Annotated in this window: 28 protein-coding genes; 14 read left to right on the top strand and 14 right to left on the bottom strand. The window is 63.8% G+C overall.

Going from position 1 to position 26,573, the window contains the following annotated elements; all coding sequences use genetic code 11:
• Positions 1–152: 152 nt before the first annotated feature.
• Positions 153–959: a C40 family peptidase gene (locus NKH52_RS30375; protein WP_352735907.1), complete on the top strand. Its 807-nt coding sequence runs from the start codon at positions 153–155 to the stop codon at positions 957–959.
• 65 nt (positions 960–1,024) lie between these two features.
• Here the strand turns inward: NKH52_RS30375 and NKH52_RS30370 are convergent, their stop codons facing one another.
• The gene (locus NKH52_RS30370; protein WP_245486339.1) at positions 1,025–2,026 is read right to left on the bottom strand and encodes a helix-turn-helix transcriptional regulator; all 1,002 of its coding nucleotides are present in this window, start codon (positions 2,024–2,026) and stop codon (positions 1,025–1,027) included.
• Between the two features lie 147 nt (positions 2,027–2,173).
• Here NKH52_RS30370 and NKH52_RS30365 point away from each other — a divergent pair, with 147 nt between their 5' ends.
• The 4 genes from NKH52_RS30365 to NKH52_RS30350 are packed head-to-tail and all read left to right on the top strand — an operon-like array spanning position 2,174 to position 3,647.
• The gene (locus NKH52_RS30365; RefSeq protein ID WP_023813481.1) at positions 2,174–2,317 is read left to right on the top strand and encodes a hypothetical protein; all 144 of its coding nucleotides are present in this window, start codon (positions 2,174–2,176) and stop codon (positions 2,315–2,317) included.
• 11 nt (positions 2,318–2,328) lie between these two features.
• Positions 2,329–2,673, top strand: a complete 345-nt coding sequence (locus NKH52_RS30360) for a hypothetical protein (protein WP_352735906.1) — start codon at positions 2,329–2,331, stop codon at positions 2,671–2,673.
• Positions 2,666–3,184, top strand: coding sequence for a hypothetical protein (locus NKH52_RS30355; protein ID WP_352735905.1), 519 nt, complete (start codon positions 2,666–2,668; stop codon positions 3,182–3,184). The genes NKH52_RS30360 and NKH52_RS30355 overlap by 8 nt, the downstream gene beginning before the upstream one ends.
• 22 nt (positions 3,185–3,206) lie before the next feature.
• Positions 3,207–3,647 (top strand): hypothetical protein, encoded by a 441-nt coding sequence (locus NKH52_RS30350; protein ID WP_352968286.1) that lies wholly within the window; start codon positions 3,207–3,209, stop codon positions 3,645–3,647.
• A 13-nt stretch (positions 3,648–3,660) separates the two neighbouring features.
• Here the strand turns inward: NKH52_RS30350 and NKH52_RS30345 are convergent, their stop codons facing one another.
• Positions 3,661–4,458, bottom strand: a complete 798-nt coding sequence (locus tag NKH52_RS30345) for a helix-turn-helix domain-containing protein (protein ID WP_128305308.1) — start codon at positions 4,456–4,458, stop codon at positions 3,661–3,663.
• Between the two features lie 113 nt (positions 4,459–4,571).
• Here NKH52_RS30345 and NKH52_RS30340 point away from each other — a divergent pair, with 113 nt between their 5' ends.
• A complete protein-coding gene (locus tag NKH52_RS30340; RefSeq protein WP_352735903.1) occupies positions 4,572–5,432 on the top strand; it encodes an SMP-30/gluconolactonase/LRE family protein in 861 nt (286 codons plus the stop codon).
• A gap of 350 nt (positions 5,433–5,782) precedes the next feature.
• On the opposite strand, the gene NKH52_RS30335 is transcribed toward NKH52_RS30340, so the two are convergent.
• Positions 5,783–6,676: an NAD(P)/FAD-dependent oxidoreductase gene (locus NKH52_RS30335; RefSeq protein WP_352735902.1), complete on the bottom strand. Its 894-nt coding sequence runs from the start codon at positions 6,674–6,676 to the stop codon at positions 5,783–5,785.
• Positions 6,677–6,783: 107 nt separating this feature from the next.
• Here NKH52_RS30335 and NKH52_RS30330 point away from each other — a divergent pair, with 107 nt between their 5' ends.
• Positions 6,784–7,455 (top strand): TetR/AcrR family transcriptional regulator, encoded by a 672-nt coding sequence (locus NKH52_RS30330; RefSeq protein ID WP_502908149.1) that lies wholly within the window; start codon positions 6,784–6,786, stop codon positions 7,453–7,455.
• 225 nt (positions 7,456–7,680) lie between these two features.
• Here NKH52_RS30330 and NKH52_RS30325 read toward each other — a convergent pair whose 3' ends face one another.
• The 4 genes from NKH52_RS30325 to NKH52_RS30310 form a co-directional block, all read right to left on the bottom strand.
• Positions 7,681–9,402 carry a SulP family inorganic anion transporter gene (locus NKH52_RS30325; protein ID WP_352735901.1) on the bottom strand — a complete coding sequence of 574 codons (1,722 nt, stop codon included), beginning with the start codon at positions 9,400–9,402 and terminating at the stop codon, positions 7,681–7,683.
• A 69-nt stretch (positions 9,403–9,471) separates the two neighbouring features.
• A complete protein-coding gene (locus tag NKH52_RS30320; RefSeq protein ID WP_352735900.1) occupies positions 9,472–9,741 on the bottom strand; it encodes a helix-turn-helix domain-containing protein in 270 nt (89 codons plus the stop codon).
• Between the two features lie 151 nt (positions 9,742–9,892).
• Positions 9,893–10,606 (bottom strand): phosphatase PAP2 family protein, encoded by a 714-nt coding sequence (locus tag NKH52_RS30315; RefSeq protein WP_352735899.1) that lies wholly within the window; start codon positions 10,604–10,606, stop codon positions 9,893–9,895.
• A gap of 14 nt (positions 10,607–10,620) precedes the next feature.
• The gene (locus tag NKH52_RS30310) at positions 10,621–10,962 is read right to left on the bottom strand and encodes a hypothetical protein (protein WP_352735898.1); all 342 of its coding nucleotides are present in this window, start codon (positions 10,960–10,962) and stop codon (positions 10,621–10,623) included.
• 172 nt (positions 10,963–11,134) lie between these two features.
• Here NKH52_RS30310 and NKH52_RS30305 point away from each other — a divergent pair, with 172 nt between their 5' ends.
• The gene (locus NKH52_RS30305; protein WP_352735897.1) at positions 11,135–12,529 is read left to right on the top strand and encodes a sensor histidine kinase; all 1,395 of its coding nucleotides are present in this window, start codon (positions 11,135–11,137) and stop codon (positions 12,527–12,529) included.
• Positions 12,526–13,185 carry a response regulator gene (locus NKH52_RS30300; protein ID WP_023813468.1) on the top strand — a complete coding sequence of 220 codons (660 nt, stop codon included), beginning with the start codon at positions 12,526–12,528 and terminating at the stop codon, positions 13,183–13,185. The genes NKH52_RS30305 and NKH52_RS30300 overlap by 4 nt, the downstream gene beginning before the upstream one ends.
• A gap of 283 nt (positions 13,186–13,468) precedes the next feature.
• Here NKH52_RS30300 and NKH52_RS30295 read toward each other — a convergent pair whose 3' ends face one another.
• Positions 13,469–14,101, bottom strand: a complete 633-nt coding sequence (locus NKH52_RS30295) for a hypothetical protein (protein ID WP_502908145.1) — start codon at positions 14,099–14,101, stop codon at positions 13,469–13,471.
• Positions 14,102–14,508: 407 nt separating this feature from the next.
• Here NKH52_RS30295 and NKH52_RS30290 point away from each other — a divergent pair, with 407 nt between their 5' ends.
• Positions 14,509–16,512, top strand: a complete 2,004-nt coding sequence (locus NKH52_RS30290) for a PhoX family protein (protein WP_352735895.1) — start codon at positions 14,509–14,511, stop codon at positions 16,510–16,512.
• 224 nt (positions 16,513–16,736) lie between these two features.
• Positions 16,737–16,961 (top strand): hypothetical protein, encoded by a 225-nt coding sequence (locus NKH52_RS30285; protein ID WP_352735894.1) that lies wholly within the window; start codon positions 16,737–16,739, stop codon positions 16,959–16,961.
• On the opposite strand, the gene NKH52_RS30280 is transcribed toward NKH52_RS30285, so the two are convergent.
• Positions 16,953–18,143 (bottom strand): flavin-containing monooxygenase, encoded by a 1,191-nt coding sequence (locus NKH52_RS30280; protein WP_352735893.1) that lies wholly within the window; start codon positions 18,141–18,143, stop codon positions 16,953–16,955. The two genes, NKH52_RS30285 and NKH52_RS30280, sit on opposite strands and share 9 nt — an antisense overlap.
• Positions 18,144–18,495: 352 nt before the next feature.
• Here NKH52_RS30280 and NKH52_RS30275 point away from each other — a divergent pair, with 352 nt between their 5' ends.
• Positions 18,496–19,533, top strand: a complete 1,038-nt coding sequence (locus NKH52_RS30275; RefSeq protein WP_127296923.1) for a phosphatidylglycerol lysyltransferase domain-containing protein — start codon at positions 18,496–18,498, stop codon at positions 19,531–19,533.
• A 153-nt stretch (positions 19,534–19,686) separates the two neighbouring features.
• On the opposite strand, the gene NKH52_RS30270 is transcribed toward NKH52_RS30275, so the two are convergent.
• On the bottom strand, positions 19,687–20,448 hold the full coding sequence (locus NKH52_RS30270) for an ABC transporter permease (protein ID WP_352735892.1): 762 nt from the start codon (positions 20,446–20,448) through the stop codon (positions 19,687–19,689).
• Entirely contained in the window at positions 20,445–21,371 is a 927-nt protein-coding gene (locus NKH52_RS30265) for an ABC transporter ATP-binding protein (RefSeq protein WP_127268578.1), read from the bottom strand. Before NKH52_RS30265 ends, NKH52_RS30270 begins: the two co-directional genes overlap by 4 nt.
• Before the next feature lie 260 nt (positions 21,372–21,631).
• Between NKH52_RS30265 and NKH52_RS30260 the strand changes: the two genes are divergently transcribed.
• Positions 21,632–22,993, top strand: coding sequence for a cytochrome ubiquinol oxidase subunit I (locus NKH52_RS30260; protein ID WP_352735891.1), 1,362 nt, complete (start codon positions 21,632–21,634; stop codon positions 22,991–22,993).
• Between the two features lie 8 nt (positions 22,994–23,001).
• A complete protein-coding gene (locus tag NKH52_RS30255; protein ID WP_127296919.1) occupies positions 23,002–24,006 on the top strand; it encodes a cytochrome d ubiquinol oxidase subunit II in 1,005 nt (334 codons plus the stop codon).
• A gap of 154 nt (positions 24,007–24,160) precedes the next feature.
• On the opposite strand, the gene msrA is transcribed toward NKH52_RS30255, so the two are convergent.
• The 3 genes from msrA to NKH52_RS30240 form a co-directional block, all read right to left on the bottom strand.
• Positions 24,161–24,889, bottom strand: a complete 729-nt coding sequence (msrA, locus tag NKH52_RS30250; RefSeq protein ID WP_352735889.1) for a peptide-methionine (S)-S-oxide reductase MsrA — start codon at positions 24,887–24,889, stop codon at positions 24,161–24,163.
• Positions 24,890–25,225: 336 nt separating this feature from the next.
• Entirely contained in the window at positions 25,226–25,504 is a 279-nt protein-coding gene (locus NKH52_RS30245; RefSeq protein WP_352735888.1) for a hypothetical protein, read from the bottom strand.
• A 101-nt stretch (positions 25,505–25,605) separates the two neighbouring features.
• Positions 25,606–26,298: a DUF1223 domain-containing protein gene (locus NKH52_RS30240; RefSeq protein ID WP_352735887.1), complete on the bottom strand. Its 693-nt coding sequence runs from the start codon at positions 26,296–26,298 to the stop codon at positions 25,606–25,608.
• Positions 26,299–26,573 lie beyond the last annotated feature (275 nt).

The raw sequence follows: 26,573 nt of genomic DNA, 5'->3' as shown, positions 1-26,573 counted from the left end.
AAGCGCGCGTTCACCGGCTTCATTCCTCTGCCTTCAGCGGGGAGACGGTGGCCGCGAAGCGCGCCGGATGAGGGCCTGCGCCCTATCAGCAACCCTGTCGCTCCACCCGTGCGCTAGCCCTCATTACCCGCCCATGCTAATCGCCATGGAACATGACCGAGCCCGGCGACACGCTTCTGGATCGACTTGGCCGCTGGCTTGCCGGCCGGCTGCAGGAAGAATCGTCCGGCTACGAGCCCTACACACCGTCCGATGCCGAAACGCTGCGCCGCACGCTTGAGCCCGGCGACATCCTGCTGATCGAGGGCAACCAGAAGATCTCGGCGGCGATCAAATACCTGACCCAGTCGACCTGGTCGCATGCGGCCTTCCATGTCGGCGACGCCTTGCCAGAGCCGCAAGACGGCTCGGAGCGGCCGCGGCTGATCGAGGTCACGCTCGGCGAAGGCTGCGTCGCCGTGCCATTGTCGCGCTACCGCACCTACAACACCCGCATCTGCCGGGCGAGCGGGCTGGCGCCGGAGGATCGCGACAAGGTCGTCGCCTTCATGATCGGCAGGCTCGGCCTGAAATACGACCTCAAGAACATTTTCGACATGCTGCGTTTTTTCTTCCCGACACCGCCGGTGCCGGTGCGCTGGCGGCGCCGCATGCTGGCCTTCGGCTCCGGCGATCCGACGCGGGCGATCTGCTCGACGCTGATCGCCGAGGCCTATGGCCAGATCCGCTATCCGATCCTGCCCGAAATCACCCGTGCGCCCGGCCGCGCCTCGGCGCAGTCTAACTATTCGCGCAAGGAAATCCTGCACATCCGCCACCACTCGCTCTACACGCCGCGCGATTTCGACCTGTCGCCCTATTTCCGCATCGTCAAACCGACGCTGGAATATGGTTTCGACTACCGGCAGATGGTCTGGGACGACAAGATTGCTGATCCCGGGGCGAAGGCCGCCGAATAGACGCGATCAAATGAGTCCAACCGCGTGGACGGCCCGGGAGCGCGCCGGCCGGCGGCGCTTTGGCGTCAGTGCTTGCAAGCCGCGGCCCGCACGTCCGAGGGTGTAGCGTCATAACGGCGACGGAACGCCCGGTTGAAATAGGAAAGATCGTTGAAGCCGGCCTCGTAGGCGATCGCGGTGATGCTGCGTCCGGCATGGCGTGGATCGCCGAGCATGCGATGGGCGCGCGCCAGCCGCTGGTTCATCATGAAATCAATCAAGGATGTGCCATCGCTCTCGAACAGCTTGCGGACGTAGCGGGCCGACAGTCCGTGGCGGGCGGCGACGTCCTGCGCCGACAGGTCGACATGGCCACCATGCGCGACGATATCGGCCTTGATGGCGCGCAAGCGGGCAACGCTGACGCCGCGGCCGCGCGCGATCTGGGCCGCATCCCTGGTCGCTCCCATGGCGAGTGCGGCAAGGTCGAAGACATGCGTCGCCGCAAGGTGGCAGGCCTCCGCGGTCAACTCGTCTCCGACCTCCTGGATCGAGCTGATATAGTCGAGCAACAGCCGCATCGCCCCGCTCTGGGTCGGCAAGGGCCGCATAAGGACCGCGGCCGGATCGCCGATCAGAGGCGAAAGCTGCTTGCGCGAAAAACTGAGATTGACGAAACGGAACCCGCCGGCGCCGATCAGGTTGAGGCCAACCTCTTCACCGCTCATCATCAGCGCCTGGCCGTTGCCGACCGCCTCCTCGCGGCCGCGATGCTTCATCACACTGCCACCGTCGAGGGCCGCCAGAAGAACGAAGTCGTCGTTGTCGATCAGCGACGACGTATGATGCACCCGGAATTCCGATGAGCTGCCGGTGGCGATGCCGAGGCCCGGCAACGCGCGCACCCGCATGTCGATCTGCGCCGGCGCCAGCGGATCGAGGTCCACCCTCAGAACGGTGCGGCCGTAAACCTCGCGCGTAATCTCGACGCGATCCCGCTCCGGAAACATCTCCGTCGCCAGCCTGAACGAAGCTGACGGCCCCATCGTCGCAGTCATCGACACCCCCATGCCCAAGAGCGCGGTCATATGCGCCGCGACCTGCAAAACGTCAATCCCGGGCCGTTTTGGCCGCTTTCAGTGCCGTTCTGTCCAAGCTGACCCCCTTCGATGCCCCTAGTTTTGCGGCGCGATTCCAAAACCGGAACCGCATTGGCGGCAATCCAAGGGGGCACGATGTTTCATTTGCAACTGTTCAAGACGCTGTCGGCACTGGCAGCGGCAGGCTTCAATCCGCGCGTCTATCTGCTGTCGATCGCCTTGGGCAACGCGGTGACCGATCATCGCGAGGCCAAGCTGCCGCCGCGCGCTGCCCGATGATGAGCAGCACCATGAAAAAGATCATTTTCCTGGCCCTGACCCTTGCCCTGGCGGGCTGCCAAACGGGCGAGGCCGACAGCAACCCGGCATCGATCGCGAGCGCGGCCGGCAGCAGGAAGGCCCAGAACGAACCGACGACGGAAACGGCCTGCGCCGATGCCGCCAAGAAGGCGGCGAAGGCGCAGACCAATGCGGCTCTGCTCGGCGGTGTCCTGTCGATGGCGGGGGGTCTTGGCGGTCTGGCTGGCAATGGTGGGGTCATTGCCGGCCAGGCCGCCTCGATCGGCGGCTCGGTTCTGCAGTCCCAGGCGACGAGCAGTGCCCGGGCCGGCATTGCGGAGGATTGTTATGGCTGAGCGGCGTTTCGCAGCCATGCGCCGGCTGGCCGGCGCGCTCGCACTTGCCGGCATGATCTTCGACAGCCCGCAGGCCTTGGCGCTGACAGCGCGGGATGCGTCGGCGGTCGTGGGCCTGATCGAGGCCTTGCAACCCGAATTCGGTCAGTTCGCCTATGACGAGGAGATCGCCGCCGACTGGTACGAGCGCGATGCCGCGGACAAGGGCTTGATCGACACAGCCGGTTTCACCGCCGACAGCTGGAAGATCGCGCTTGGCGAGACCATGCGCGGGTTCCTGGCGACGATGCCGGTCGCAGAACTCGATGCCATTTTCGCCAAGCTCAGGAATGCCATATCCGGCATGAAGGAGCTGACCGACGCGCAGAAGACAGAGACCATCGACGCCATCGACGAAGAGGTCGAAGAGTTGATGGCTTTGCGGGCCGAGGGCGACCCCTTCGCCGATGTCGTCAGGCCGCTGACGCCAAAAATCCGCAGCCTCATCCTCGGCCCGGCGATGGGGCGATAGGATGTTGGGCAACAGGAAACGAGTGGCGGGAAAAGCAACTCCGAGCGGCGGCATCGAGGCCGAACATCGCGGCATTTTTCCCACCACGGCACGTGTCAGGCGGGGCAGCCCGATCGCGATGCTTATCTGCCTGCTGGCGTCCAGCTGCAGCCAGACGGCCGCCAGCCCGCCGCTAACGCCAGACCCGCATGCGCAATTGGCGGAGCTGGCGGCCGGCCCCGACTCGCCGGAGGGCCTTGGCGAGGCCCTGGCTGCAGTCGAGGCGACCAGGAAAATGCAGGATTGCCGGGCGCGCATGAACGAGACCGCCGGGCAGATGAAGATGATGGGCGCGGTCAACGGCGCCGTCGGCATCGCCGGCCGCATGGCAGGTCCGGGCGGCAAGACAGCGGCGAAAATGGTGGCCGTCGGCACCGCCAGGGCCGTGCGCGGCAAGCTCAGCCGCCAGATGCAATCATGCTGAGACGATTGGCCGATCAGGCCGGCAGCGGCCGTCGTGTCTTGGCGGCCGGGTCGGTTGCTCTCGCACCGGCATCTCGCGCGTGCGGCCCGATCGGCATGATCGCCGGGAATGGCGTCGCGCCAAAGGCAAATGTCCATTTGTAGCCGACCAGCCCGTCTTCCGGCGTCGTGTGCTGGTCGTGATGGGCCAGCAGTTTGGCGCGATCGGCGAGGTCCTGCGCCTCGCGTCGCACCATCTCCGCCGTCTCCGGCCGCATCCGCCTGCTAAAGCTGACGAAGGTCGCTTCCTTGTCGATATGGGTGATCGCCCAGCCGATGAAGTTCTTGTTGGTCATCTCGAACAGCGGCCGCAGCGGCCCTTCGAAATTCCACTGGATCGGCGTCTCGACAAGCAATCTCGCCGTGAGCCCGCGGCCGAGCGCGATCAGGCCGAGCTCCTCGAGATCGCGCAGATAGAGGAACATCGAGGCTTCGCTCAGGCCTTGCGAGCGCATGATGCCCTCGGGCGTGAATTTTTCCGACAGCATGACGAAGATGAACAGCAGTGCCGGCCGGCCGGCGAGCCTGCGTTCGATCTCCGGCGCGATGTGGTTGACCGGCCCTGGCCCCCGGTTCATCGAGCCGAGCACGTTCTCCAGCTCGACACCGGCGGCAGCGCAGATCTCCACCAGCCGGTCGAGCTTGCAGTTGCGCTCGTGGAAGATGCGCTTCACCGTCGGCTCGGAAACCCCCATGCGTTCGGCAAGCTCGCGATAGGTGACGCCCTTCGCCTTCAGCGTCCGCTTCAACGCGTCGAAGATAAGGCCGTTCATGGAATGCACCTCTTGCCGTGGGTTTCGTATCGACTTTCGATACTAGAGGTTATCGACCTTTCCGGAAAGTATCGAAAATCATAGCTCTCCGCCGTCATCACAGGAGAGCAGCCATGAACACCCTCGTCACATCAGCCTTTCTCGCCGTCATCGGCATTGCAGCAGTGCCTGCCGCCGAGGCTGGAGAACTCTGGCGCGCCACCGGCCTCGAACAACCCGAATCGGCCCTGTTCGACGCAGCCAACAATCGCCTCATCGTTTCCAACATATCAGGCAATCCCGGCGACGCCGACGGCAACGGCTATCTCAGCGTGCTGTCCGTGGACGGCAGGACGGTCACCCAACACTGGACCGACGGCATGGACGCGCCCAAGGGCATGGCGATAGCGGGCGGCAAGCTCTATGTCGCCGACATCACCAAGGTTCGCGTCGTCGACCTCGCCAGCGGCAAGCTCGTCGCCAGCATCACGGTACCGAACGCTGTTTTCCTGAACGACATGACATCGGACCAATCAGGCAACGTCTATGTCACCGACATGCTGGCCGACGCCATCTACCGCATCGACGGCGACCGGCCGGAGCTGTTCGCCAGGGATGCGATGCTGGCTTCGCCCAACGGCGTCTTCGCCGATGGTACCAGGCTGATCGTCGCCTCCTGGGGCAAGGGCATCAAGTCCGACTTCAGCACGGCGGAGCCGGGTGGGCTGCTGTCGGTCGACATCGCCAGCAAGGTGGTTTCGCCCTTGCCGGGCGCGCAGAAATTCGCCGATCTCGATGGCGTCACCGCCATCGGCGACACCATCTATGCCACCGCCTACATGACCGGTACGCTCTACCGCTATCAAGCCGGCGGCGCGCCGGAAGCGTTGGCGCACTTCAAACCGGGCAGCGCCGACATCGGCACCGATGGCAAGTCGATCCTCTATGTGCCGTTGATGAACGAAGGCGAGGTCGTGGCGCTGAAGCTCGACTGAGAGCCATGATCGGTGCCTCAGGGGCCGATCTCCGAGACGTTCGCCAACAGCCGATGGACTGTCGTTCATCGGCGAGGATCGCCAACTCGAACTCTTATTGTGGCTAGTAAACGGTCGCCCGGATCGGCCCGCCAAGCGCCAATAGCGGACATTGCCGAGCAGATATTTTGATGTCGCCTTTGGGCCGGTAGCAGTCCGTCAGCTTTTAGTTGAGGCATCGAAAGCGGACATCGGGTTGCGGGCGTACCGACGACTCAATTGGGGACGGCAGCAGACTGGCTGGTATTGTCGGGCAGCCGACGGTGGCGAAGACGTAGGGAGGCCGGTGCGGGAGAGGGGAATCTGTGTTCTCAAACCAGCATCGACTGCTGGGCGGAGATACCCGCCGTCGCGCCTTGCGATATTGCCGTGGTGACCGAGGCCATGGACGGGTTCGCAAGATCGCCGGCAGCATAGATGCCGGGCGTGCTGGTTTCGCGGCGCTCATCGACCTTGATGGCGATGCCGAGAGGCGTATTGACCGTGGCGAGGCCCACTAATTCATGCAGGCTTGCGGACGGCTTGTTGCGCGGATGCGCGAACAGGATGTCGACCGCGGCATTGCGGCCGCTCTCGAGATTAACGGTAGTGATATGCCCCCGGTGATGGGCGATTTCGGCGATCCGGCCATCAACGACAGGTATGTTGCGGCGCGCCAGATCGGCCCGAACATCGGGTGAAATGTCGTGACCATCGGCGAAGACCGTCAATGTTTCGGTCCAGTCGTGGTACAGCCTGACATAATTGTGCGACGGCGGGCCGGACCAGACGAGACCCCAATGCTGGTCGGCGACTTCAAAGCCATCGCAATAGGGGCAGGGCACGATGGATGTGCCCCAGCTTTCGGCAAAGCCCGGAACATCAGGCATCTGGTCGGCGACGCCATAACTCAGGATCAGGCGGCGCGTCCCAAGGCGTTCGCCATCGCCAGTGAGGACGGAGAAATCGTCGATGGTGCCGGAGATGCTGTCGGCCCGGGCATTGACCAGCCTGATCGTGGGATAACGCGCCAGTTGCTGCCGCGCTTCGGCCAGGATGTCCAGCGGTGGCTTGTGATCGTGGCCGAGCAGACCATGCGAATGGCCGGCGAAGCGGTTGCGCGGCAGGCCGGTATCGAGAACGGTGACCTTGCGACGGGCACGTCCGAGCTGCAGGGCGGCGGCGAGACCGGCAAAGCTGCCGCCGATGATGATGACGTCATCCATGGTGATGGGCTCCGTGTGTGGATGAGGGGCTGGCTGGGCTTGGCTTGCACATTTTTGACACTGCGTGGTATCGTAATTCAAGAATTATGATACTGTCAAGGACTGGAATTGTCGTGACCGAAAACAGCCAGGGCCGGCGCGGCCGGCCCGCCAATGAGGCGCTTGGCCAAACGATAGTCGACGCCGCGTGCGAACTCTTTGAGGAATTGGGTTTTCATGCGACGACATTGGACAAGGTCGCCCAGAGAGCGAAGATATCCAAGCTCAGCATCTATCGGCACTTCGAGAACAAGGAGGCGCTGTTCAGCGCGGCCATCGCGGCCCGCTGCCATCAGTTTGCACCACAGGCCCTTTTTGAAGGCGTCGACGGTTCGGCCGAAGATCAGCTGATGGCGGTGGGATCATCCCTGCTTCGCACGCTGTTGAACCCGGACGTCCGCAGTGTCGAAGCCATGATCATGGCCGACAAGACGAATCAAAAGTCGTTAAGCAAGCTCCATTACGAAGCCGGCCCCGCCCATGTCATCGCCCAAATCGAGGCCCTGTTGCGTCAGTTGCACGCGAAGGCGGTTCTGAACGTGACCGATCCTCTCCGGTCCGCCCGCCTGTTTGCCGCGCTTATCAAAGGATCCGATCTCCTGATTATCGCACGCTTCGATGAGGCGAGAGCAGAGGACGACAACGAAATCGAATCCTATTGCCGGTCGGCCGTCGCCATGTTCATCGCCGCGCACGGTGGCACGACCACCCGGGCGGATAGCCTAGGAGTACTTGCATGATATTTGGGGCCGACCGGCGGCGTAACCTGCTACCACCCCATTCGAGGCCTTAGTGCTGGCTTAGCAGACCATCAGCTTTCGGGAATCTGCAACGGTGGTCTGAATGGCGGAAACGGCGCAAAGCGGCCGTTCACGTCGCGCCATGCGTGAGTCAACCCAAGGCCAAAACGTTTGCGTTCAACCGGCGGACACCTGTGTGGCCCGCCGACCGGCAAATCCCGATTTCTACTCTGCCTCCAGCTTCCCTTTCAGCTGCGCCCGCGCATCCTTGATCGAGGCGGCATAGGTCACCAGTGGGCGCTTGACGCCGTGGTTGATCAGCATGCGCCGGATCTGCGGCGCGGCACCTGATATGATGAAGCGGACGCCGGCGCGTTTCGCCTTGTGGGCGGCGCCCTCGATGACGTTGGCCGCCGTCGAATCGAAGAACGGTACGGCCGAGCAATCGAGGATGAAGTTTTTGCGCTGGTCGGCGATGCGGTCGAGCACGGTGCCGACGGTCGACGCGGCGCCGAAGAAGAAGGCGCCGGAGATGCGGTAGACGACGGTGTCGGCGTCGGTCGCCTCGCTTGCATCGTAGGCGTTGGTGCTGTCGGCGACATCCTCCTGCACCAGCGGCTGATCGGCCTCGACCGCAATCGACTTGGCCATGCGGTCGATGAACAGGATCGACCCCAGCACGAAGCCGACGACGATGCCTTCGGTGAGATCGCGGAAGATGACGAGCAGGAAGGTCGCCATCAGCACCAGCGCATCGCCGCGAGAGGCACGCAGCAAGGTGGCGAAGGCCTGTTTCTCGAACATGTTCCAGCACACGACGGCCAGCACGCCGGCAAGGGCGGCGAGCGGGATGTAGCTGGCGAGCGGCGCCGCCACCAGCATCAAAGCGAGCAGGATGGCTGAGTGGACGATGCCCGAAACCGGTCCGTGGGCGCCGGCCCGCACATTGGTCGCCGTGCGGGCGATGGTGCCTGTGGCGCAGATGCCGCCGAACAGGGCAGACGCGATGTTGGCGAAGCCTTGCGCCACCAGTTCGCAGTTGGAGCGGTGACGCCGGCCCGTCATGCCGTCGGCGACCACGGCCGACAGCAGCGATTCGATGGCGCCGAGCAAGGCGAAGGCGATGGCATCCGGCAGCACGTCAATAATCCTGTCCAGGCTGACCGGTGGCAGAGCGGGCATTTGCAGGCTGCGCGGGATGCCGCCAAAGCGGGTGCCGATCGTCTCCGCCGGCAACGAGAGAAGCGCCACGACCAGCGATGCCAGCCCGATGGCGATGAGCATTGCGGGCCATGTCGGCCGCCAGTGCTTCAGGCCGGCGATGGTGACGATGGTCAACACCGCCACCAAGGTCGCCGCCGGGTTGATGGTGCCGGCCGCCTCGGCGACCGCGATCAGCTTCGGCACCAGCGGTCCCGGCTCCTTGCCGGCAAGCGTCAGCCCGAACAGTTCGACGATCTGTCCCGAAAAGATGATGACGGCGATGCCGGCGGTGAAGCCGACCGTCACCGGATAGGGAATGAACTTGATGTAGGTGCCGAGACGGAGATAGCCGATGGCGAGCAGGAAGACCCCTGCCATCATCGTTGCCAAAAGCAGCCCATCGATGCCGACACGGGCAACCGTCGCTGCCACCAGCACAATGAAGGCGCCGGCCGGACCGCCGATCTGGAAGCGGCTGCCGCCGAGCGCCGAAATGATGAAGCCGCCGACGATCGAGGTGTAGAGGCCGCGCTCGGGAGCGACGCCCGAGGCGATCGCGATCGCCATCGACAAGGGCAGCGCGACGATGGCGACCGTCAGCCCGGCAATGGCGTCTGCCTTGAAGTCGGCGACCGTGTAGCCCTCGCGCCAGACCGTCACCAGCTTCGGTGTGAACAATTCGGAAAATGTCGGCTTTACCGACCTGTGGGCCGGTTCATGCACTGCCCGCTGCGTCTGATCCATGGACTGCCTTCCACACCCTGAAAGGCGGCGGGATCGTCGGCAGGGCTGTCGGCGGTCGCCGTCGCGACTTTATGCCGGCTCAGCCTTGGGACCCGGCGGCACGGCAGGCTTGAGGCGCACGCCCCGGCCGCCGCGCTCGTTCTCGCCGATCAGCTCCACCCCGGCCTCGTCGAGAGCCTGGATGACCTTCATCAGCGTGTCGACCACGCCCCTGACCACGCCATCGCTCGCCTCCATGCGCTGGATGGTCGGAAGCGAAACGCCGGCGCGCTCGGCGAGCGTCTTCTGATCGATGCCGGCCAGCGCCCTTGCGGCGCGCATCTGCGCGGCAGTGATCATCGGCCACAATCCCCGTCTGAGTCTGCAAAAATGAGGTATAATACCATTATTGTGATGTTTCAAGCATTAGTATGAACGTCTGGGACGTAAGGCGCGGCGCATTGACTGACCATTTTTTCAGATACTTTCACGGGCTGATCAACCGGCTGATCTAATCTCCAGTCTCGCCGTTTGGATGCTGCCCACGCCATCGCTGCCACGCCCGGGCAGCGAGCCAGCAAAGCATCGCCCAGACGAAGCCCGCGCACCAGCCGGCAAGCACGTCCGATGGCCAGTGGACGCCAAGATAGATGCGGCTGATGCCAACCAGCAGCGTCGTCAGCACCGCCAGCGACAGCACGTAGATCTTCGTCGTTCGACCGGGCAGGAAGCGTGCCGCCAGCGCGCCGAGCGTCAGATAGGTCACCGCCGACAGCATGGCGTGGCCGCTCGGAAAAGACAGCGTCGTTTCGTTGACGAGATGCGAGACGAGTTCGGGGCGCGGCCGGTCGATGCCGGCTTTCAGCAGGCTCGACAGCACCTGACCGCCGGCCACCGCCACGAAGATGAAAAGGGCGGTCGCCGGCCTGCGGATAAGCAGGAGATAGACGATTACCGCCGTCACGATCAGCACCAGCACGCTGCCGCTGCCGAGGCTGGTGATGTCGCGCATCGCGCCTTGCAGCCACAGCGGGCCGATCGGGCTGTCAGGGCGGCCCGCCTGGCGGAAGGCGAGCAGGATCTCGGTGTCGAAGCTATGTGGCGTGGCGGCGCGCGCCACCTCCATCAGCTCCTCGAATCCCCACAGGCCGGCGGCGATGACCAGGCCGGCCAGCAGCACCGGGAATTCAACCCGGTTGAGCAAAGCGTTCGCGGCGTTCTTCATCGGCAATTCGCCCGTTACAGTCGGCTTTGCAGATAGGGTCCGAGCGTGATCAGCGCCACCGCTGCGATCGCCAGCATGATCCCGGTCGCCTGCAGCGCATTGACGCGCTCGCCGAAGAAGACCAGCGCCACGACGTTCACCGAGACCAGCTGGATGACGGCAGACAGGCTGAACGACACCGACATGCCGAATTCGCGGATCAGCCGCAGCATGATCAGATTGCCCAACGAATAGAGTGCCAGCGTCAGCGCGATCTTGCCAAGGCTCGGCGCCAGGCCCCATTGCTTGGCGGCTGTCGCCGCCAGCAGGAAAATGACCGTCGAAAAGCCGAGCTGCAGCAATCCTGAAAAACTCAACGCTCCGTCCCCTCTCGAAGCGGCTCCCGCCGCGTGTGTCGCGGACGTTGTTTCCCAAGCGCGCCGGGACGTCAAGCGACCTCGACCAAACGAAGCTCTTGGCAATGGCAAGCCGGAAGCTCAAAGTACTACCATCGCCCAATCTGTCGGTTCGAAGGGCGGTCAGGGGCTCATGATTCGCAGTTTTCAAAACCTGGTGCGGCGCTGGAGCGAGCTTTCCCTTGCCCTGCAATTCGTCGTTGCCGGCGGCTTTGGCCTGCTGGCCGTCATGTTGGTGGTCGGCACCTGGGTGACGGCGCAGATCCGGGACGGCGTCATCCGCAATTCGGCCGCCACGACGGCCCTTTATGTCGACAGCGTGATTGCGCCGCTGCTTCCCGACTTGCGCAAGGAGCAGGAGCTCAGCGAGTCCGTCAAGCAGGCGCTGGACGAGACGCTTGGCCAGGGCGCGCTTGGCAAGCGCCTCGAATCGTTCGTGCTCTGGCGCCGCGACGGGACGGTTCTCTATGCCAAGGAGACGGCCCTGATCGGCCGCCGCTTCGGTCCGAGCGACAATCTGCGTTCCGCCTTCGAAGGCAACGTCGTCGCTGAATTCAATAGATTCGATGATGATGAACGCGAGGAGAAGGCTACCGGCCTGCCCTTGCTGGAGATCTACAATCCCGTGCGCGAGCCCTGGTCGGGCGAGGTGGTGGCGGTCACCGAGTTCTATGAGATCGCCGACGATTTCCAGGCCACCCTGGCGTCCGCTTTGTGGTCGAGCTGGCTGATCGTGGCCGGCGCGACTCTGGCGGCATTCCTGCTCCTGTCGGGCATCGTCCTGCGCGGCAGCCGCACCATCGACGACCAGCGTGGGGCGCTGCGCCGCCAGGTGTCGGAGCTGCAGGATCTGGTGGCGCAAAACAGTGCCTTGCGACTGCGCGTGCAACGGGCCTCCCGCCGCGCCACCGCGCTCAACGAAAGATATCTGCGCCGCATCGGCGCCGACCTCCATGACGGCCCGGCCCAACTCGTGGCCCTGGCGGCGCTGCGCATGGACAGCCCGATATTTTCCAGCGATGGCCATTCGGGCGTAAGCCGTTCGACCGAGGTCGCGATGATCCGCAAGACGCTGGAGGATGCGATGCGCGAAATACGCGGCATCTGCACCGGCCTTGTCCTTCCGCAGATCGAGACGGCTGCCGCAAACGACATTCTGCGGCTGGCCGTCAAGGAACACGAGCAGAGGACGGGAACGTCGGTGACGCTGACGCTGGCCGGACAGTTGCCGGAACCCGGCGCTTCCGAGAAGATCAGCATCTATCGTTTCGTTCAGGAAGGGCTGAACAACGCCTATCGCCACGGGCTAGGCAAGGATCAGGCGGTGAGCGCCGGGATGAAAGATGGCAGGCTTTTTGTCGAAGTGTCGGACGGCGGGCCGGGTTTCGATCCGGCGGCACGGGTCGAGGGCCTCGGGCTCGCCGGCCTCAGGGAGCGGGTCGAAAGCATTGGCGGACAGTTCGAAACCTTGACCGGGCCGCAAGGTACGCGTTTGGTAATCCGTCTGTCGGTCGAGGAGCAAGCATGACTGGTACCATCCGCATCGCCATTGTCGACGATCATCCCCTCTTTCGCGAAGGTGTGACGCGCAGCCTGTCGGAAATCGGGGGCTTCGAGATGGTTGGCGAGGGCGCCACGGCGCAGGATGCCGAACGCCTCGCCACAACGGTGCGGCCCGACATCTTGCTGCTCGATATCTCCATGCCGGGCGGCGGGCTGACCGCGGTCGCAAGCATCCTCGCCAGCCATCCCGCCCAGAAGATCGTCATGCTGACCGTTTCGGAGGCCAATGCCGATGTGACAAAGGCGCTGAACGCAGGGGTGAATGGCTATGTGCTCAAAGGCGTCGGGTCGCGCGGGCTCGCCGACATCCTGCGCAATGTTGCAGCCGGCGAAAGCTATCTGTCGCCGACGCTGTCGGCCCGGCTGCTTTCGGATCTCCAGTCCCAGCAGCCGACCGACGGCATTGCGGAACGGCTGCGGCAGCTCACCGATCGGCAGACGGAAATCCTGCGGCTGGTGGCGGAGGGGCTGAGCAACAAGGAAGTCGCCTTGCGGCTTGAGCTGCAGGAGAAGACCGTCAAGCATCACATGACCGGGGTGCTGTCGAAGCTCAATGTGCGAAACCGCACCGAAGCGGCCTTGATGATGCGTGAGTTGCGCGACCGCGATAGGCCTTCTTAGAGCATTTCACCGTTTCACGGAAACGGCGAGCTGCTCTAACTCTTTGTTTTCACGCAATTCTAGACGGAAACCGCTTCACATTTTTCCTAGAATTGCTCTAGGCCAGGTACGGGGAAAATGCGCAGCGGTTTCCCGTCCTGGATTGCGCAAAAGCGCGTCGCGCCTCGCGACTGCAATCATTGCGGTGCCGAAAACCGGGATGACGCCGGCCGAAAACGAGGTCACCTCCGCCGGGGGGCGGCGGAGGTGACGTGCAAAGCTGACCGTTGCCTGTTGGCCAGCTTCACAAGCCCTTGAGACGATTGGCGTCGGCCGGGGTAGCCTGGCGGTCGATGATCGTGCGACCGAGCGCGTCCTTCATGCTGAAACGTCCGTTCTCGAGCTTTTCCGTTATGCCGTCGGGATGCCGGACCGTGATCTTGTTGCCGGTCACGTCGACCTTGTCACCGGTCTTTGCATTGACATGGCTTCCGCTCTTACCCTGATTGGATCCCGATTTGCCGTTATTGCCGTTATTGCCGCTGTTGCCATTCCCATTGCCGTTGCCGTTGCCGCTATTACCGCCATTGCCCCCGCCGGAATTGCCGCCGTTGCCGCCACCGCCACCACCACCACTGTTACCGCCACTCTTGGCGTAAGCGCTGGCGGTCTGGATGCCGGAAACGGAGCCGTCCAGGACAATTTGGTAGGGAGCAATCGTCAACGCCAGCGCCGCTGCCGATTTGAGCGCCAGCCGGCAACAACGGGTCGTGACCGATCTGTGCATTTTGATCTCCGACGACTGAGCCCGGCGCGCCCCACCCCAACGTTGCAGTGCAACAACATTGCCGAAAGACGCAGCGCCCGGAAGCGACCTCCGACCGTTGCGGTTGTCAACTAGGACCTTTGCAAGCGCAAGATTGGACTGAAGTCCCAAGCGTATGCTACATTAGCTTTGCATGAACGGCGCCGCGACCGCCATCGCTAAACGGGAGACTCGCTTTCCCGACGCCTGACGACGGCAGACGCCGAACATCAAGTCACCTCCGCCGGGGGCGGCGGAGGTGACTTGTCGAGCCGGCTTTGTCCGTTGATCCGTTGGTAACGACTGACGTCATGCGCCATTGCAGGATGCGCGCGAAACATGCCGCCGAAGGTCTCCTTCCTCTCGAAAAGACGATTCCGGAGCGGCTCACGGCCTTCGGGAATGCTGAGCCAGCGCTGCGCGCAATGCCTGTCGCGTCTGAAAGGTCTCCCGATGTCACGAAAATGTGACCCGGCGATTATAAGGGGTCAACAGGTACCCCACGCTCCAGCCAACCCGACAGCCAGAGGCAAGCCACGATGACTGACCTTCGCTCCCCCGACACCCGATTCCGCACCAGCCTGCTCGAGGAAAACGACGGCCCGGCCATCAACGCCTCCGACAACCGCACCATGGGCGAGATCATCGCCGCGCGGTTCTCGCGCCGCGGCTTCCTCAAGGGCTCGCTGGCCGTCTCGGCCATCGCCGCCACCGTCAGCCCGCTGGCGCTGATCAGCGCCGACGAGGCCAGGGCAGCGGGAGGCTCGGCCTTCGCGTTCGACGAACTCGAGGCCGGCATCGACGACAAGCACCATGTCGCGTCGGGTTACGATGCCGATGTCCTGCTGCGCTGGGGCGATCCGTTGTTTGCCGATTCGCCCGACTTCGACCCGACGAAACAGTCGGCCGTGGCCCAGGCGAAACAGTTCGGCTACAACAATGACTATGTCGGCTACATCCCGATCGGCGGCTCGGCCGAACATGGCCTGCTGGTGGTCAACCACGAATACACCAATCCGCATCTGATGTTCCCGGGCATCGTGAAGATCGTCGAAAAGGACGGCAAGAAGTCGGCCGAAGTCGCACCCCTCTCGAAGGAGCAGGTCGATGTCGAGATGGCCGCCCATGGCGGCACCATCGTCGAGATCCGCAAGGACGGTGGCAAATGGCAGGTGGTGCGCGACGGCAAGCTCAACCGCCGCATCACCTCCAACACCGAAATGGCGCTGTCCGGCCCGGTTGCCGGCCATGACCGCGTCAAGACCAATGCCGATCCGTCCGGCACCAAGGTGTTCGGCACGTTCAACAATTGCGCCGGCGGCGTCACGCCCTGGGGCACCTATGTGATGGCCGAGGAGAACATCCATGGCTATTTTTCCGGCGAGCTGCCGGAAGGCCACAAGGAAGCCGCGAACTACAAGCGTCTCGGCATTCCCGAAGGCGCCTATGAATGGGCGGCGCATTACGAGCGTTTCGACATCGCCAAGGAACCCAACGAAGCCAACCGCTTCGGCTGGATCGTCGAGGTCGATGTCAACGACCCGACCTCGACGCCGAGGAAGCGCACCGCCATGGGCCGCTTCAAGCATGAGGGCGCCGAATCGATCGTCGCCAAGGACGGCCGCGTCGTCTTTTATCTCGGTGACGACGAGCGCTTCGACTATGTCTACAAGTTCGTGACCAGGGCCGCGTTCAATCCGAACGACCGTGCCGCCAACAAGGACTTGCTCGACGATGGCACGCTGCATGTCGCCAAGTTCGCCGAAGACGGCACGGTCGAATGGCTGCCGATCGTCTTCGGCCAGGGGCCGCTGACGGCTGAAAACGGTTTTGCCAGCCAGGCCGACGTGCTGATCGAGACGCGCCGCGCCGCCGACCTGCTCGGCGCCACCAAGATGGACCGCCCGGAAGACGTCCAGCCCAATGGCGTCAACGGCAAGGTCTATGTCATGCTGACCAACAATTCGAAGCGCAAGGCCGACCAGGTCGACGCTGCCAACCCGCGCGCCGAAAACGCCTTCGGCCACATCATCGAAATCGCCGAGGACGGCGGCGATTTCACGGCCGCCAACGGCAAGTGGGAAGTGCTGCTGAAATGCGGTGATCCGGCGGTTGCCGATGTCGGCGCCACCTTCTCGACAGCAACGACGGCCAATGGCTGGTTCGGCATGCCCGACAATTGCGCGGTCGATTCGGCCGGGCGTCTCTGGGTCGCGACCGACGGACAGGGGCCGAAGGCCACCGGCCGCACCGATGGCCTGTGGGCAGTGGACACCGAGGGGGCGGCGCGGGCGACCTCGAAACTGTTCTTCCGCGTGCCGATCGGCGCCGAGATGTGCGGTCCGCTGTTTGCGCCCGACGACCAGACCGCCTTCGTCGCCGTCCAGCATCCGGGCGACGGCGGCGAGGACTGGGAAGCGTTCGGGCGCCCCTCTTACTATGAGGACCTGTCGACGCGCTGGCCCGACTTCAAGCCCGACATGCCGGTGCGGCCGTCCGTGGTCGCCATCACCAGACAGGGCGGCGGCAAGATCGCGGTCTGATTGCCCACTCGCATGGGCAGCAGCGGAGCAGAATTTGCACCGCTGCTGCGCCTTGAAGCCGCGGCATGTATCCCTTGGGCTGCGGAGCAGCTCCAGGGTCTGCGCCGCGTCGCTTCGCTCCTTGCTCCGCCCCAGGATGACGAGGCGACGGGTGAAGTCGGTCAAGCCTCAGGAAAGATTGGCAATTTAAACGTGGCGCTCTAGGTCTTTATCAGGAGATCGCCATGTCGAAGTCCGTCTATGACCGTGGCTTGCTCAAGCCAGCCGAGATCGCCAAGCTGCAGCGCGTGTTCGACGAGGCCTGCCGGCGGCGCGAGGCACATCCCGATTCCGCCGACGCGCGGGAAATCGCGCTTAACCTGCTCGCCCTGCACAATGCCGGCATGGTGGAAGAAGACATGCTGATGGAAGCCGTCGGTTTCCGGCGGCTGGAACCGAAATCAGCGTGATGCGCTGGATTGGTGCGGGGCCGACCTTGCAATTCGTTTGGCGATCGCCTTGGCCAGGATGCCGGCATTGGCGAAGCAGCCGCGAATGCTTGGCCGCATGCCGGTGAACCACAGACCGGGCAATTTTGGATCGGCTTGGCCACCGTTGAAGAGCGGAACGCCCTTGGCGTCGAGCACGCCGAGCTTGCCGACCATGGGCTCCAGCCCGGTGCGGTAGCCTGTCGCGGCAATGACGATGTCGGGATAGATCAGGCTGCCATTGGCCAGGATCACGCCATCGCGGGTGAATTCCCGTATGGCCGGCACGACGGTGATCTTGCCGGCCTTGATGGCGCCGACGGCGCCGTCGTCGGCGGCGATCGCGGTGTAGTCCGAAGTCAGGCGGCTGGCGCCGCCCGCAGGCGCGGGCGGCAGGCCGAATTTGGTCAGGTCGCCGAAAACCAGGCGCTGGGTTGCCGCCATCACCGCATCGGCGAGCCGCAACGGCAGGCGCGCCATGAACGGCGAAAGCCGGTGCACGGCGATCTTGGCAATCCGCTTGGGCAGCAAAGCGGGGCCGCTGCGGGCCGACAGCCAGATGGCGGCCGTGTCTATGCCGGCCAGATGATTGAGCGCATCGAAGCCCGAATTGCCGGCGCCGACGACCAGCACTCTTTGGCCCGCATAGGCTTGCGCGTCACCGAAATCCGCCGAATGGATGATGCGCCCGACGAAATCCTTCATGCCTTTCCATTCGGGGGTGAATGGCTGGCTGTCGCGGCCGGTGGCGATGACGACATTGCGGGCGAAGCGCAGTCCGGCGCTGGTGCGCAATGCCCAGTGATCGCCCTTGAAGGTGATCTCTTCGACCGCGACGCCAAACTGCACCGGCAGCCGGTTCTCCTTCTGGAAATCGTTCATGTGGCGGATGACGACCATCCTTTGCGGAAAGGCGGGCGTGCCAGGGGGAAAGGCGAGACCAGGCAGCGAAGAAAGATCGCGATGGGTGTTGAGATGCAATTGCTGGTGGCGCCGGTGCCAGGGCTCGGCCAGCCGGCTTTCCTTTTCCAGGATCGCCGTCGGCACGCCGGCGTTCATCAAGGCATGCGCGGCGGCCAGCCCGGCAGCACCGGCGCCGACGACGATTGCCGGCTCGACCATGGCCGGCAGATCCGCAACCGATCTGATTGTCGTATCCGTCATTCACTCGAATCCCATTGGACGTCCCGCCGCAAGGCTCGCAGGACGCTGTAACCGTTTGATCGCGCGCAGGATCCCTGCAGCAAACCGCGGCCGAATTTCGAGCGATGCGATTTAGAGCCACATGCCGGGCCGCGGTTGCGCTCTATATGGCATATGCGCGATATCAACGGTAATCAGGTCGCGGCAATGTGATTGATTCGAGGCCTTGGGTGGCTGGCGGGTCTCGGTTATCCCCCACGCGCATGTCCGAAAATCGAGTCCGATTTTCGAGCCATGCGCAGAATCAAAGTGTTACAGCACCTTGGCGCGTCCTGGACGGCCGGCGCTGTAGGCGGCACGCGGAATCTCGACCATGCCCTCCTTGCGGTTCTATTTCGACAAGATCCTTGAGGCTGCCGCGCCCGAGGTCGAGCGGCAGGCGCTGACCCATGTCGAACGCCTGGCACTGGTGCGCCGCTATGGCGACTTCTCGCTCGCCTATTCCACCGCCGTGCAAGGCAAGCTTTCCTATTTCGGCGACGCCGACGGCTACATAGCCTTCGGTACCAAGATGAAGCACCATTTCGCGCTCGGCGACCCGGTGGCGGCTCCGGCGCGTCGGGCCGATTACATCAAGCGCTTCGTCGAGACCGCCGGCAGCCCATGGTTCGTGCAGGTGGGCGAGGATACCGCACGCGTGCTGGCCGGCCTTGGCTACAAGGTCAATCGCCTCGGCATCGACACCCGCCTCGCCCTGCCCGAGCATGATTTTTCCGGGAAGCGCAACGAGACCGTGCGCTACTCCGAGCGCTGGCTGCTGAAGAAAGGCTTTTCGTTCGAAGAGGACAAGCGCACCATCTACCTCGACGAGATCGCCCGGCTTTCGGAAAACTGGCGCGGCGACCGCATCGTCAAGCGCTGGGAGATGGGCTTTCTCAACCGCCATTTCGCCGACCATCTCGGCACCGACATGCGCCGTTTCGTCCTGCACGGTCCCGATGGCGAACTGGTCGCTTTGCTCGACTTCGACCCGTTGTTTGCCGACGGCAAGGTCATCGGCTACACCACCGCCTTCAAGCGCAAGCATCTCGACGCCTCACCGCATGCCGAGGTCGGCCTGACCAAATTCGCCGTCGACCGTTTTCGCGAAGAGGGCATCTCGGTGGTCACGCTCGGCCTGTCGCCGCTCGTCGATGTGGGTCCGAGCGGATTTGCCGAAAGCGATTTCTGGCGCAATGCCTTCCAGCGCGCCTATTCTTCGCCCTGGGTCAACCGCCGCAGGTTCAACCTGCAGGGCCAGGCGGCCTTCAAGCGCCGCTTCCACGGCGTCGAAGAGCCGGTCTATATCGCCTTCCGCAAGGGAACGTATGTCGAGATGCTGGGGCTGCTGCGGCTGGTCAAGGCGATCTAGGTCTGCTGATATTCAGGTGATGCCGGCCTGCAAATGGCGGCTTCCTGCGCTTCCGGTGCTCACGTACGAAAAGTACGCTCCGCTCCGGTTCTCGGAATCCACCATTTTCGTCTCGGCCTGACCTGAATCTCAACAGACCTGTACTTTCGCCGCTCAATTCCTCAGCCGATAACCGGTCCTGAAGATCCAGGCGACGATGCTTATGCAGACAGCCAAGAAGACGACCGTCATGCCGAGGCTGACGCCGACCGAAACGTCGGACTTGCCGTAGAAGCTCCAGCGGAAGCCGCTGATCAAATAGACGACCGGATTGAACAGCGTCACCGTGCGCCAGATCTCGGGCAGCATGTTGATCGAATAGAAGCTGCCGCCGAGGAAGGTCAGCGGCGTGATGATCAACAGCGGCACCAGCTGCAGCTGCTCGAAACTCTTCGCCCAGATGCCGATGATGAAGCCGAACAGGCTAAAGGTCACCGCCGTCAGCACCAGGAAGGCGAGCATCCAGAACGGATGCAGGATGGTCAGCGGTACGAACAGCGAGGCGGTGGCCAGGATGATCAGACCGAGGAGGATCGACTTGGTCGCGGCACCGCCGACATAGGCGATGACGATCTCCAGATAGGAGACCGGCGCCGACAGAAGCTCGTAGATCGAGCCGACGAATTTCGGGAAATAGATGGCAAAGGAGGCGTTGGAGATCGACTGCGTCAACAGCGACAGCATGATCAGACCCGGCACGATGAAGGCGCCGTAGCTGATGCCGTCGATCTCGGTGATGCGCGAGCCGATGGCCGAACCGAAGACGACGAAATACAGCGATGTCGAGATGACCGGCGAGACGATGCTCTGCAGCACGGTGCGGAAAGCACGCGCCATTTCCATCCGGTAGATCGCCCATACTGCGCGAAGGTTCATGGCTCCCTCCTCACCAGATTGACGAAGATCTCCTCGAGCGAAGAGTTTTGCGTGTCGATATCGCGGAACTGGATGCCGCCGGCCTCGAGATCGCGCATCAACGAGGCGACGCCGGGCCTCTCGGCCTGATTGTCATAGGTGTAGGTCAGCTGCCCGCCATCGGGCGACAATTCCAGCGCATAGCGCGAGAGCGCCTCGGGAATGGCCGTCAGCGGATTGCGCAGTTCCAGCACCAGCCGCTTGCGGCCAAGCTTACGCATCAGTTCGGCCTTGTTCTCGACCAGGATGATCTCGCCGCGATTGATGACGCCGACGCGGTCGGCCATCGCCTCGGCTTCCTCGATATAGTGCGTGGTGAGGATGATGGTGACGCCGTCCTCGCGCAGCCGGCGCACCATCGCCCACATGTCCTGGCGCAGCTCGACGTCGACGCCGGCGGTCGGCTCGTCGAGGAACAGGATGCGCGGCTCATGCGACAGCGCCTTGGCGATCATCAGCCGGCGCTTCATGCCGCCCGACAGGGTGATCGCCTTGGCGTCCTTCTTGTCCCACAGCGACAGGTCGCGCAGCACCTTCTCGACAAAGCCGGGGTTGGCCGGCTTGCCGAACAGGCCACGGCTGTAATTGACCGTCGCCCAGACGCTCTCGAAGGCGTCGATGGTCAGTTCCTGCGGCACCAGCCCGATCAGACCGCGCGCGGCGCGATAATCCTTGTTGATGTCGTGGCCGTCGACGGTGACCGTGCCCGACGAACGGTTGACGATGCCGCAGACGATCGAGATCAGCGTCGTCTTGCCGGCGCCATTGGGTCCAAGCAGCGCGAATATCTCGCCGCGCTGAATGTCGAGATTGACTTCCTTGAGCGCGGTGAAACCGGTGGCGTAGGTCTTGGAGACCCCGGAAATGGACAGGATGGAAGGCATGGATGAAAACGGCTGCTTGAAAGAGGTCCCCTGATATAGGCCGAATGTCGGTGCTTGCAACCGCAAGTCAATGCCCTGCTGACAGTTCTCGACAATCGTGCCGGCCGGCCGTTGCAGGTGCGGCGCACAGGCCAGGAGTTGCGCGGCACGCAACCGGCAAAATTGTCCTGTGGCGTTCAGCCTCGCGGCAGGACGCCGCTTTGACCTGAACTCGCTTCGGGCCTATCCTTCGCGAGTATTTGCAGCAGCCGGAGCCCATCATGGACCCGCTCATACTTTCGCGTATCCAGTTCGGCGCGAATATTTCATTCCATATTCTATTTCCGACGATCACCATTGCGCTGGGTTGGGTGCTGCTGTTCTTCAAGCTGCGCTACAACGCGACCAACGATTCCGCCTGGATGCGCGCCTATTTCACCTGGGTGAAGGTTTTCGCGCTGTCCTTTGCCATGGGCGTGGTTTCGGGCGTCACCATGAGCTTCCAGTTCGGCACCAACTGGCCGGGCTACATGGAAAAGGTCGGCAACATCGCCGGGCCGCTGCTGGCCTACGAAATCCTCACCGCCTTCTTCCTCGAAGCGGCCTTCCTCGGCGTCATGCTGTTCGGCTTCCGCCGCGTCTCCAACCGCATCCACACGCTGGCGACGGTGCTGGTCGCCGGCGGCACCACCGTCTCGGCATTCTGGATCATCGCGCTCAATTCCTGGATGCAGACGCCGGCCGGCTTCGAGATGCGCGACGGCGTGGCGCATGCGGTCGACTGGTGGGCAATCATCTTCAACCCGTCGATGCCTTACAGGCTGACCCACATGCTGCTGGCGTCGGGGCTGACGGTGTCGTTCCTGATCGCTGGCCTGTCGGCGCTGCGCTATCTCACCGGCGACCGCTCGGAATCGATGTGGAAGGCGCTGCGCACCGGCGTCTTCACCGCGGCGGTCCTGATCCCGATCCAGATCTTCGCCGGCGACCAGCATGGGCTGAACACGCTAGAGCATCAGCCGCAGAAGATCGCCGCCATGGAGGCCAACTGGAACACCGGCCCCAACGTGCCGCTGGTGCTCTTCGCGCTGCCCGACGAGGCAGCCCGCGAGAACAAATTCGAGATCGCCATTCCCGATGGGGCCAGCCTGGTGCTGCGGCACTCGACCAGCGGCGTGGTGCCGGGGTTGAACGACTATCCCGGCAATCATCCGCCGGTGTTTCCGGTGTTCTGGGGTTTCCGCATCATGGTCGGCACGGGCATATTGATGCTGCTCGTCTCATGGTCGGCGGCCTTCTTCCTCAAGCGCCGACACAGCCTGCCGAAGCCGCTGGCCATGCTGATGGTGCCGATGGCGCTGTCGGGCTGGCTGGCGACGCTGGCCGGCTGGTACACCACCGAGATCGGCCGCCAGCCCTGGCTGGTGACCGGCGTGCTGAGGACCGCCGACGCGGTCGGCCCGGTGGCCGGCAGCCATGTCGCTCTGACGCTCGCCATATACCTCGTTCTCTATGTGCTGTTGCTGATCGCCTATCTCGGCGTGCTGGTGCACCTGGCGCTGAAGGCGGCGAAGGACGGCGATTCATCGCCGCTGCCGGGCGTCATGAACGCCGCCATGTCGCAGCCGGCGGCTGGCGAGTAGGAGAAGAAATGAGCTTCGACTGGCCAACCGCGCTCCCCTTGATCTTCGCCGGCCTGATGGGCCTCGCCATCCTGATCTACGTCATTCTCGACGGTTTCGATCTCGGCATCGGCATCCTGTTCGCCGCGGCTGAAGACGCCGAACAGGATACGATGATCGCCGCCATCGGCCCGTTCTGGGACGCCAACGAAACCTGGCTGGTGCTGGCCGTCGGCCTGCTGCTGGTCGCCTTCCCGCTGGCGCATGGCGTCATCCTGACGGCGCTCTACATTCCAGTCTTCGTGCTTTTGCTCGGGCTGATCCTGCGCGGCGTCGCCTTCGATTTCCGCGCCAAGGTGCCAGCTGGCCGCAAGCATCGCTGGAACCGTATTTTCTTCCTGGGTTCGCTCATCGCCTCGCTGGCGCAGGGCTATATGCTGGGCGTCTATGTGCTCGGGCTCGACGTCGGCCTCGGCGGCATGGCGTTCGGCGTGCTGGTGGCGTTCTGCCTTGCCGCCGCCTACGCGGCGATGGGCGCGGCCTGGGTGATCTACAAGACCGAAGGCGAGCTGCAGAAGAAAGCGGTGCGCTGGCTGCGCACCGCGCTGGTGCTGACCGCGCTCGGCATGGCGGCGGTGTCGCTGGCGACGCCCTTCGCCAGCCCGCGTATCTTCGACAAATGGTTCGTCTGGCCGGAGATGCTTTATCTGTCGCCGCTGCCGATCCTGTCGGCGCTTTTGTTCCTGTGGCTGTGGCGGCAGACCTTCCACCTGCCGAAGCCCGACGACCGCCATTCGCTGATGCCGTTCCTGACGCTGGCCGCCATCTTTGCGCTCGGCTTTGCCGGCCTCGCCTGGTCGTTCTACCCGTTCGTGGTGCCGGATCGCCTGACCATCTGGCAGGCGGCTTCCGCGCCGGAGAGCCTGGCCATCATCCTGGCCGGCACCGTGGTCGTGCTGCCGGTCATCATCTTCTATTCGTTCTATGCCTACCGGGTGTTCGGGGGCAAGGCGACGGATCTGACGTATGATTGATCGGGTCAGTGGGGGTGAAGGTGGCAGCGGCTACCGTGCCTTTGTCATCCTAGGGCGGAGCAAGGAGCGAAGCGACGCAGCGCAGACCCTGGGATGACGACGGAAAGGAGGGCGTCGCCGCCCTTCACACCCGCCCCCGCTTCTCGCGCTCGACTCAATTGCTCGCCGACAGCACCAGCACGGGCTTTTCGCTGTAGAGCGTCGGGAACAGTGCCTTCAAGTTCGCCACCTTGGGCAGGTCGTTGTAGACGATGTAGGGATAGGTCGGGTTCAGCGTCAGGAAATCCTGATGGTAATTCTCGGCCGGATAGAAGGTCTTGCCGGTTTCCAGCGTGGTGACGATCGGCTCCGGGAACACCTTGGCCTGGTCGAGCTGGGCGATGTAGCTTTGCGCGATCTTCCTCTGTGCATCGTTTTCGGCGAAGATCGTCGAGCGGTATTGCGTGCCGGAGTCCGGACCCTGGAAATTCAGCTGGGTCGGGTTGTGGGCGACCGAAAAATACACCTGCAGCAGCTGGCCATAGGTGATTTTCGATGGATCGTAGGTGATCTCGACGGATTCGGCATGCCCGGTGCGGCCTGAGCCGACCGTCTCGTAGACGGCGGTGTCCTTGTCGCCGCCGGTGTAGCCGGAGACGGCCTTGGTGACGCCCTTGACGTGCTGGAAGACGCCTTGCACGCCCCAGAAGCAGCCGCCGGCGAAGATTGCCTTTTCAGTGCCGGTGGCCGCCTTCTCGTCGATTGCCGGCGGCGGGATCTTCACCGCGTCCTCGGCCGAAACCGCCGGCGTCAGCCAGAAGGCGGCGCCCGCTGCGGCAAGTGCCAGGGCGGCGAGGGCGCCCTTGATATACCCGAACGAACTCTTGTGCTTGATGTCGGTCATGGCTGCTCTCCTGTGGCTTCCATTGGGATCAGTCTATTGGATCAGTTACGATGGCGCGATGCGTGAGTTGCGGGACGGGCTCACATTCGCGTGCGCCGAATGCGAAATCTTACCGTCAGCGCTGCCCCTCACTGTCCTGCCGGACATCTCTCCCCGTAGAACGGGGAGAGAGCAACTAGCCGCGACGCTGGCGTTTCCACCTGCAACTCCGATGATTGGCGACACCGTCGATGAGCGCCCTCTCCCCGTCACTATACGGGGAGAGGATGCCGGCAGGCAGGTGAGGGGCAGCGCCAAGGGCGGCCATTGTGAATGGACGGCTGAGACGCAGTAGAATTATGTTGCCGGCTTCATCGCATCCGTTGCCGGCTTCATCGCATCCGTTGCCGGCTTCATGGCGTCGGCGGCCGGCTTCATGGAATTGGTGGCCATCGGGTCGGCCGGCTTCATCGCCTCGGTTGCAGGTTTCATCGCATCCGCGGCTGGTTTCATGGCATTTGCAGCCGGCTTCATCGCATTGGTCGCGTCGTCGGCACGGGCGATGCCACCGGCAAACAGTGCCATCGAGCACAGAGCGAGAGCGAGTGCCGGCAGCGTCAGGCGGGAAATGGTCATGATGGTCTCCTTGGGGTTGGTCGTGAAGGCGCGCCCTCTTGGCGGCCGTGCTATGCGGCGCCGCTCCATGCGGCGTTGCGCAATTCTTGTCGAAGCGCGATCTAGTCGGTCGCGGCAGCCAGGATCGGTCCGCCACCGGGCGACTGCACGAGCACGGCGGTGCTCAGGCCGCCGGATGCGGCGGGCAGCGGATACGTCGTGGCCGCGCCGGTCCAGCTGCCGAGGTTTTCGAGCGCATGCACGACATTGGCGTGCGGCAAGGTGCGGCCGGTGTTTTCGCCACGCGCCACCGGCACCTCGACGACGCCCTTGGCATAGCGCACCAGCCAGACATCGGCGTGGCCGCCAGGTGCGGCGCCGGCGCCGATGCTGATCTTGCCGCCATCGAGCGACAATGCCGGGCCGCCCGTCCGGCCGCTCGCCGAGACCAGCTTTTCGATCTCGCCAGGTGCGGCGCCAACGACATCGGCATGGCCGTTGACCACCACTTGCGGCGTGAACGGCCCGTCATGGCCGAGCGCCGGCTCGTAGCTGACCTGGCGCTGGGTGAATTCCTGTTTTCCGAAAATATCCTTCCAGCCGAGATAGTCCCAATAGGTGACGTTGAACGACAGCGCCAGCACGCCGGGCTGGTCCTTGACCTTGATCAGATTGGCATTGGCCGGCGGGCAGGACGAGCAGCCCTGGCTGGTGAACAGCTCGACCACGGTGAGCGGCTGGGCCGCCGCCGCACCGAGCGACGCCGCCAGCGCGAGCGCTGAGAGGCTGGACACTGTGACGAACTTGCGGGACATCGGCTGGCTCCATGGGCGGCGGCGCCTGGATGCGCCGCTGATACCCCCACTTCGCCGCTGCTTGCTGCTTCGTTACAGCGCTCACTGGTTTGTGATGAAGGTTCGTCGCTTTGCTGCGCTGGACAGTGTCACTGGCGATCGCGGCAAGCCAAATCTCCCTCCTTGAGGGCAGGGCTATCGCATATGGAAATCCTGAGATGTCTGCCCGGCACGGACCCCCACCCCTAACCCCTCCCCACAAGGGGGAGGGAGACTTCCGTTGGCGCTGACCCAGG

The sequence above is a fragment of the Mesorhizobium sp. M1066 genome (genome assembly GCF_040318635.1).
Classification (GTDB): domain Bacteria; phylum Pseudomonadota; class Alphaproteobacteria; order Rhizobiales; family Rhizobiaceae; genus Mesorhizobium.
This window is presented reverse-complemented; position numbering and strand designations above follow the sequence as displayed.

Coding starts and splice junctions, on each gene's coding strand:
- NKH52_RS30365 (WP_023813481.1), top strand. CDS start 2,174: ATGTTTCATTTGCAACTGTTCAAGACGCTGTCGGCACTGGCAGCGGCA.
- NKH52_RS30345 (WP_128305308.1), bottom strand. CDS start 4,458: ATGAACGGCCTTATCTTCGACGCGTTGAAGCGGACGCTGAAGGCGAAG.
- NKH52_RS30340 (WP_352735903.1), top strand. CDS start 4,572: ATGAACACCCTCGTCACATCAGCCTTTCTCGCCGTCATCGGCATTGCA.
- NKH52_RS30300 (WP_023813468.1), top strand. CDS start 12,526: ATGACTGGTACCATCCGCATCGCCATTGTCGACGATCATCCCCTCTTT.
- NKH52_RS30320 (WP_352735900.1), bottom strand. CDS start 9,741: ATGATCACTGCCGCGCAGATGCGCGCCGCAAGGGCGCTGGCCGGCATC.
- NKH52_RS30275 (WP_127296923.1), top strand. CDS start 18,496: ATGCCCTCCTTGCGGTTCTATTTCGACAAGATCCTTGAGGCTGCCGCG.
- NKH52_RS30260 (WP_352735891.1), top strand. CDS start 21,632: ATGGACCCGCTCATACTTTCGCGTATCCAGTTCGGCGCGAATATTTCA.
- NKH52_RS30290 (WP_352735895.1), top strand. CDS start 14,509: ATGACTGACCTTCGCTCCCCCGACACCCGATTCCGCACCAGCCTGCTC.
- msrA (WP_352735889.1), bottom strand. CDS start 24,889: ATGACCGACATCAAGCACAAGAGTTCGTTCGGGTATATCAAGGGCGCC.
- NKH52_RS30375 (WP_352735907.1), top strand. CDS start 153: ATGACCGAGCCCGGCGACACGCTTCTGGATCGACTTGGCCGCTGGCTT.
- NKH52_RS30285 (WP_352735894.1), top strand. CDS start 16,737: ATGTCGAAGTCCGTCTATGACCGTGGCTTGCTCAAGCCAGCCGAGATC.
- NKH52_RS30265 (WP_127268578.1), bottom strand. CDS start 21,371: ATGCCTTCCATCCTGTCCATTTCCGGGGTCTCCAAGACCTACGCCACC.
- NKH52_RS30255 (WP_127296919.1), top strand. CDS start 23,002: ATGAGCTTCGACTGGCCAACCGCGCTCCCCTTGATCTTCGCCGGCCTG.
- NKH52_RS30280 (WP_352735893.1), bottom strand. CDS start 18,143: ATGACGGATACGACAATCAGATCGGTTGCGGATCTGCCGGCCATGGTC.
- NKH52_RS30270 (WP_352735892.1), bottom strand. CDS start 20,448: ATGAACCTTCGCGCAGTATGGGCGATCTACCGGATGGAAATGGCGCGT.
- NKH52_RS30245 (WP_352735888.1), bottom strand. CDS start 25,504: ATGACCATTTCCCGCCTGACGCTGCCGGCACTCGCTCTCGCTCTGTGC.
- NKH52_RS30305 (WP_352735897.1), top strand. CDS start 11,135: ATGATTCGCAGTTTTCAAAACCTGGTGCGGCGCTGGAGCGAGCTTTCC.
- NKH52_RS30355 (WP_352735905.1), top strand. CDS start 2,666: ATGGCTGAGCGGCGTTTCGCAGCCATGCGCCGGCTGGCCGGCGCGCTC.
- NKH52_RS30325 (WP_352735901.1), bottom strand. CDS start 9,402: ATGGATCAGACGCAGCGGGCAGTGCATGAACCGGCCCACAGGTCGGTA.
- NKH52_RS30240 (WP_352735887.1), bottom strand. CDS start 26,298: ATGTCCCGCAAGTTCGTCACAGTGTCCAGCCTCTCAGCGCTCGCGCTG.
- NKH52_RS30370 (WP_245486339.1), bottom strand. CDS start 2,026: ATGACCGCGCTCTTGGGCATGGGGGTGTCGATGACTGCGACGATGGGG.
- NKH52_RS30360 (WP_352735906.1), top strand. CDS start 2,329: ATGAAAAAGATCATTTTCCTGGCCCTGACCCTTGCCCTGGCGGGCTGC.
- NKH52_RS30335 (WP_352735902.1), bottom strand. CDS start 6,676: ATGGATGACGTCATCATCATCGGCGGCAGCTTTGCCGGTCTCGCCGCC.
- NKH52_RS30315 (WP_352735899.1), bottom strand. CDS start 10,606: ATGAAGAACGCCGCGAACGCTTTGCTCAACCGGGTTGAATTCCCGGTG.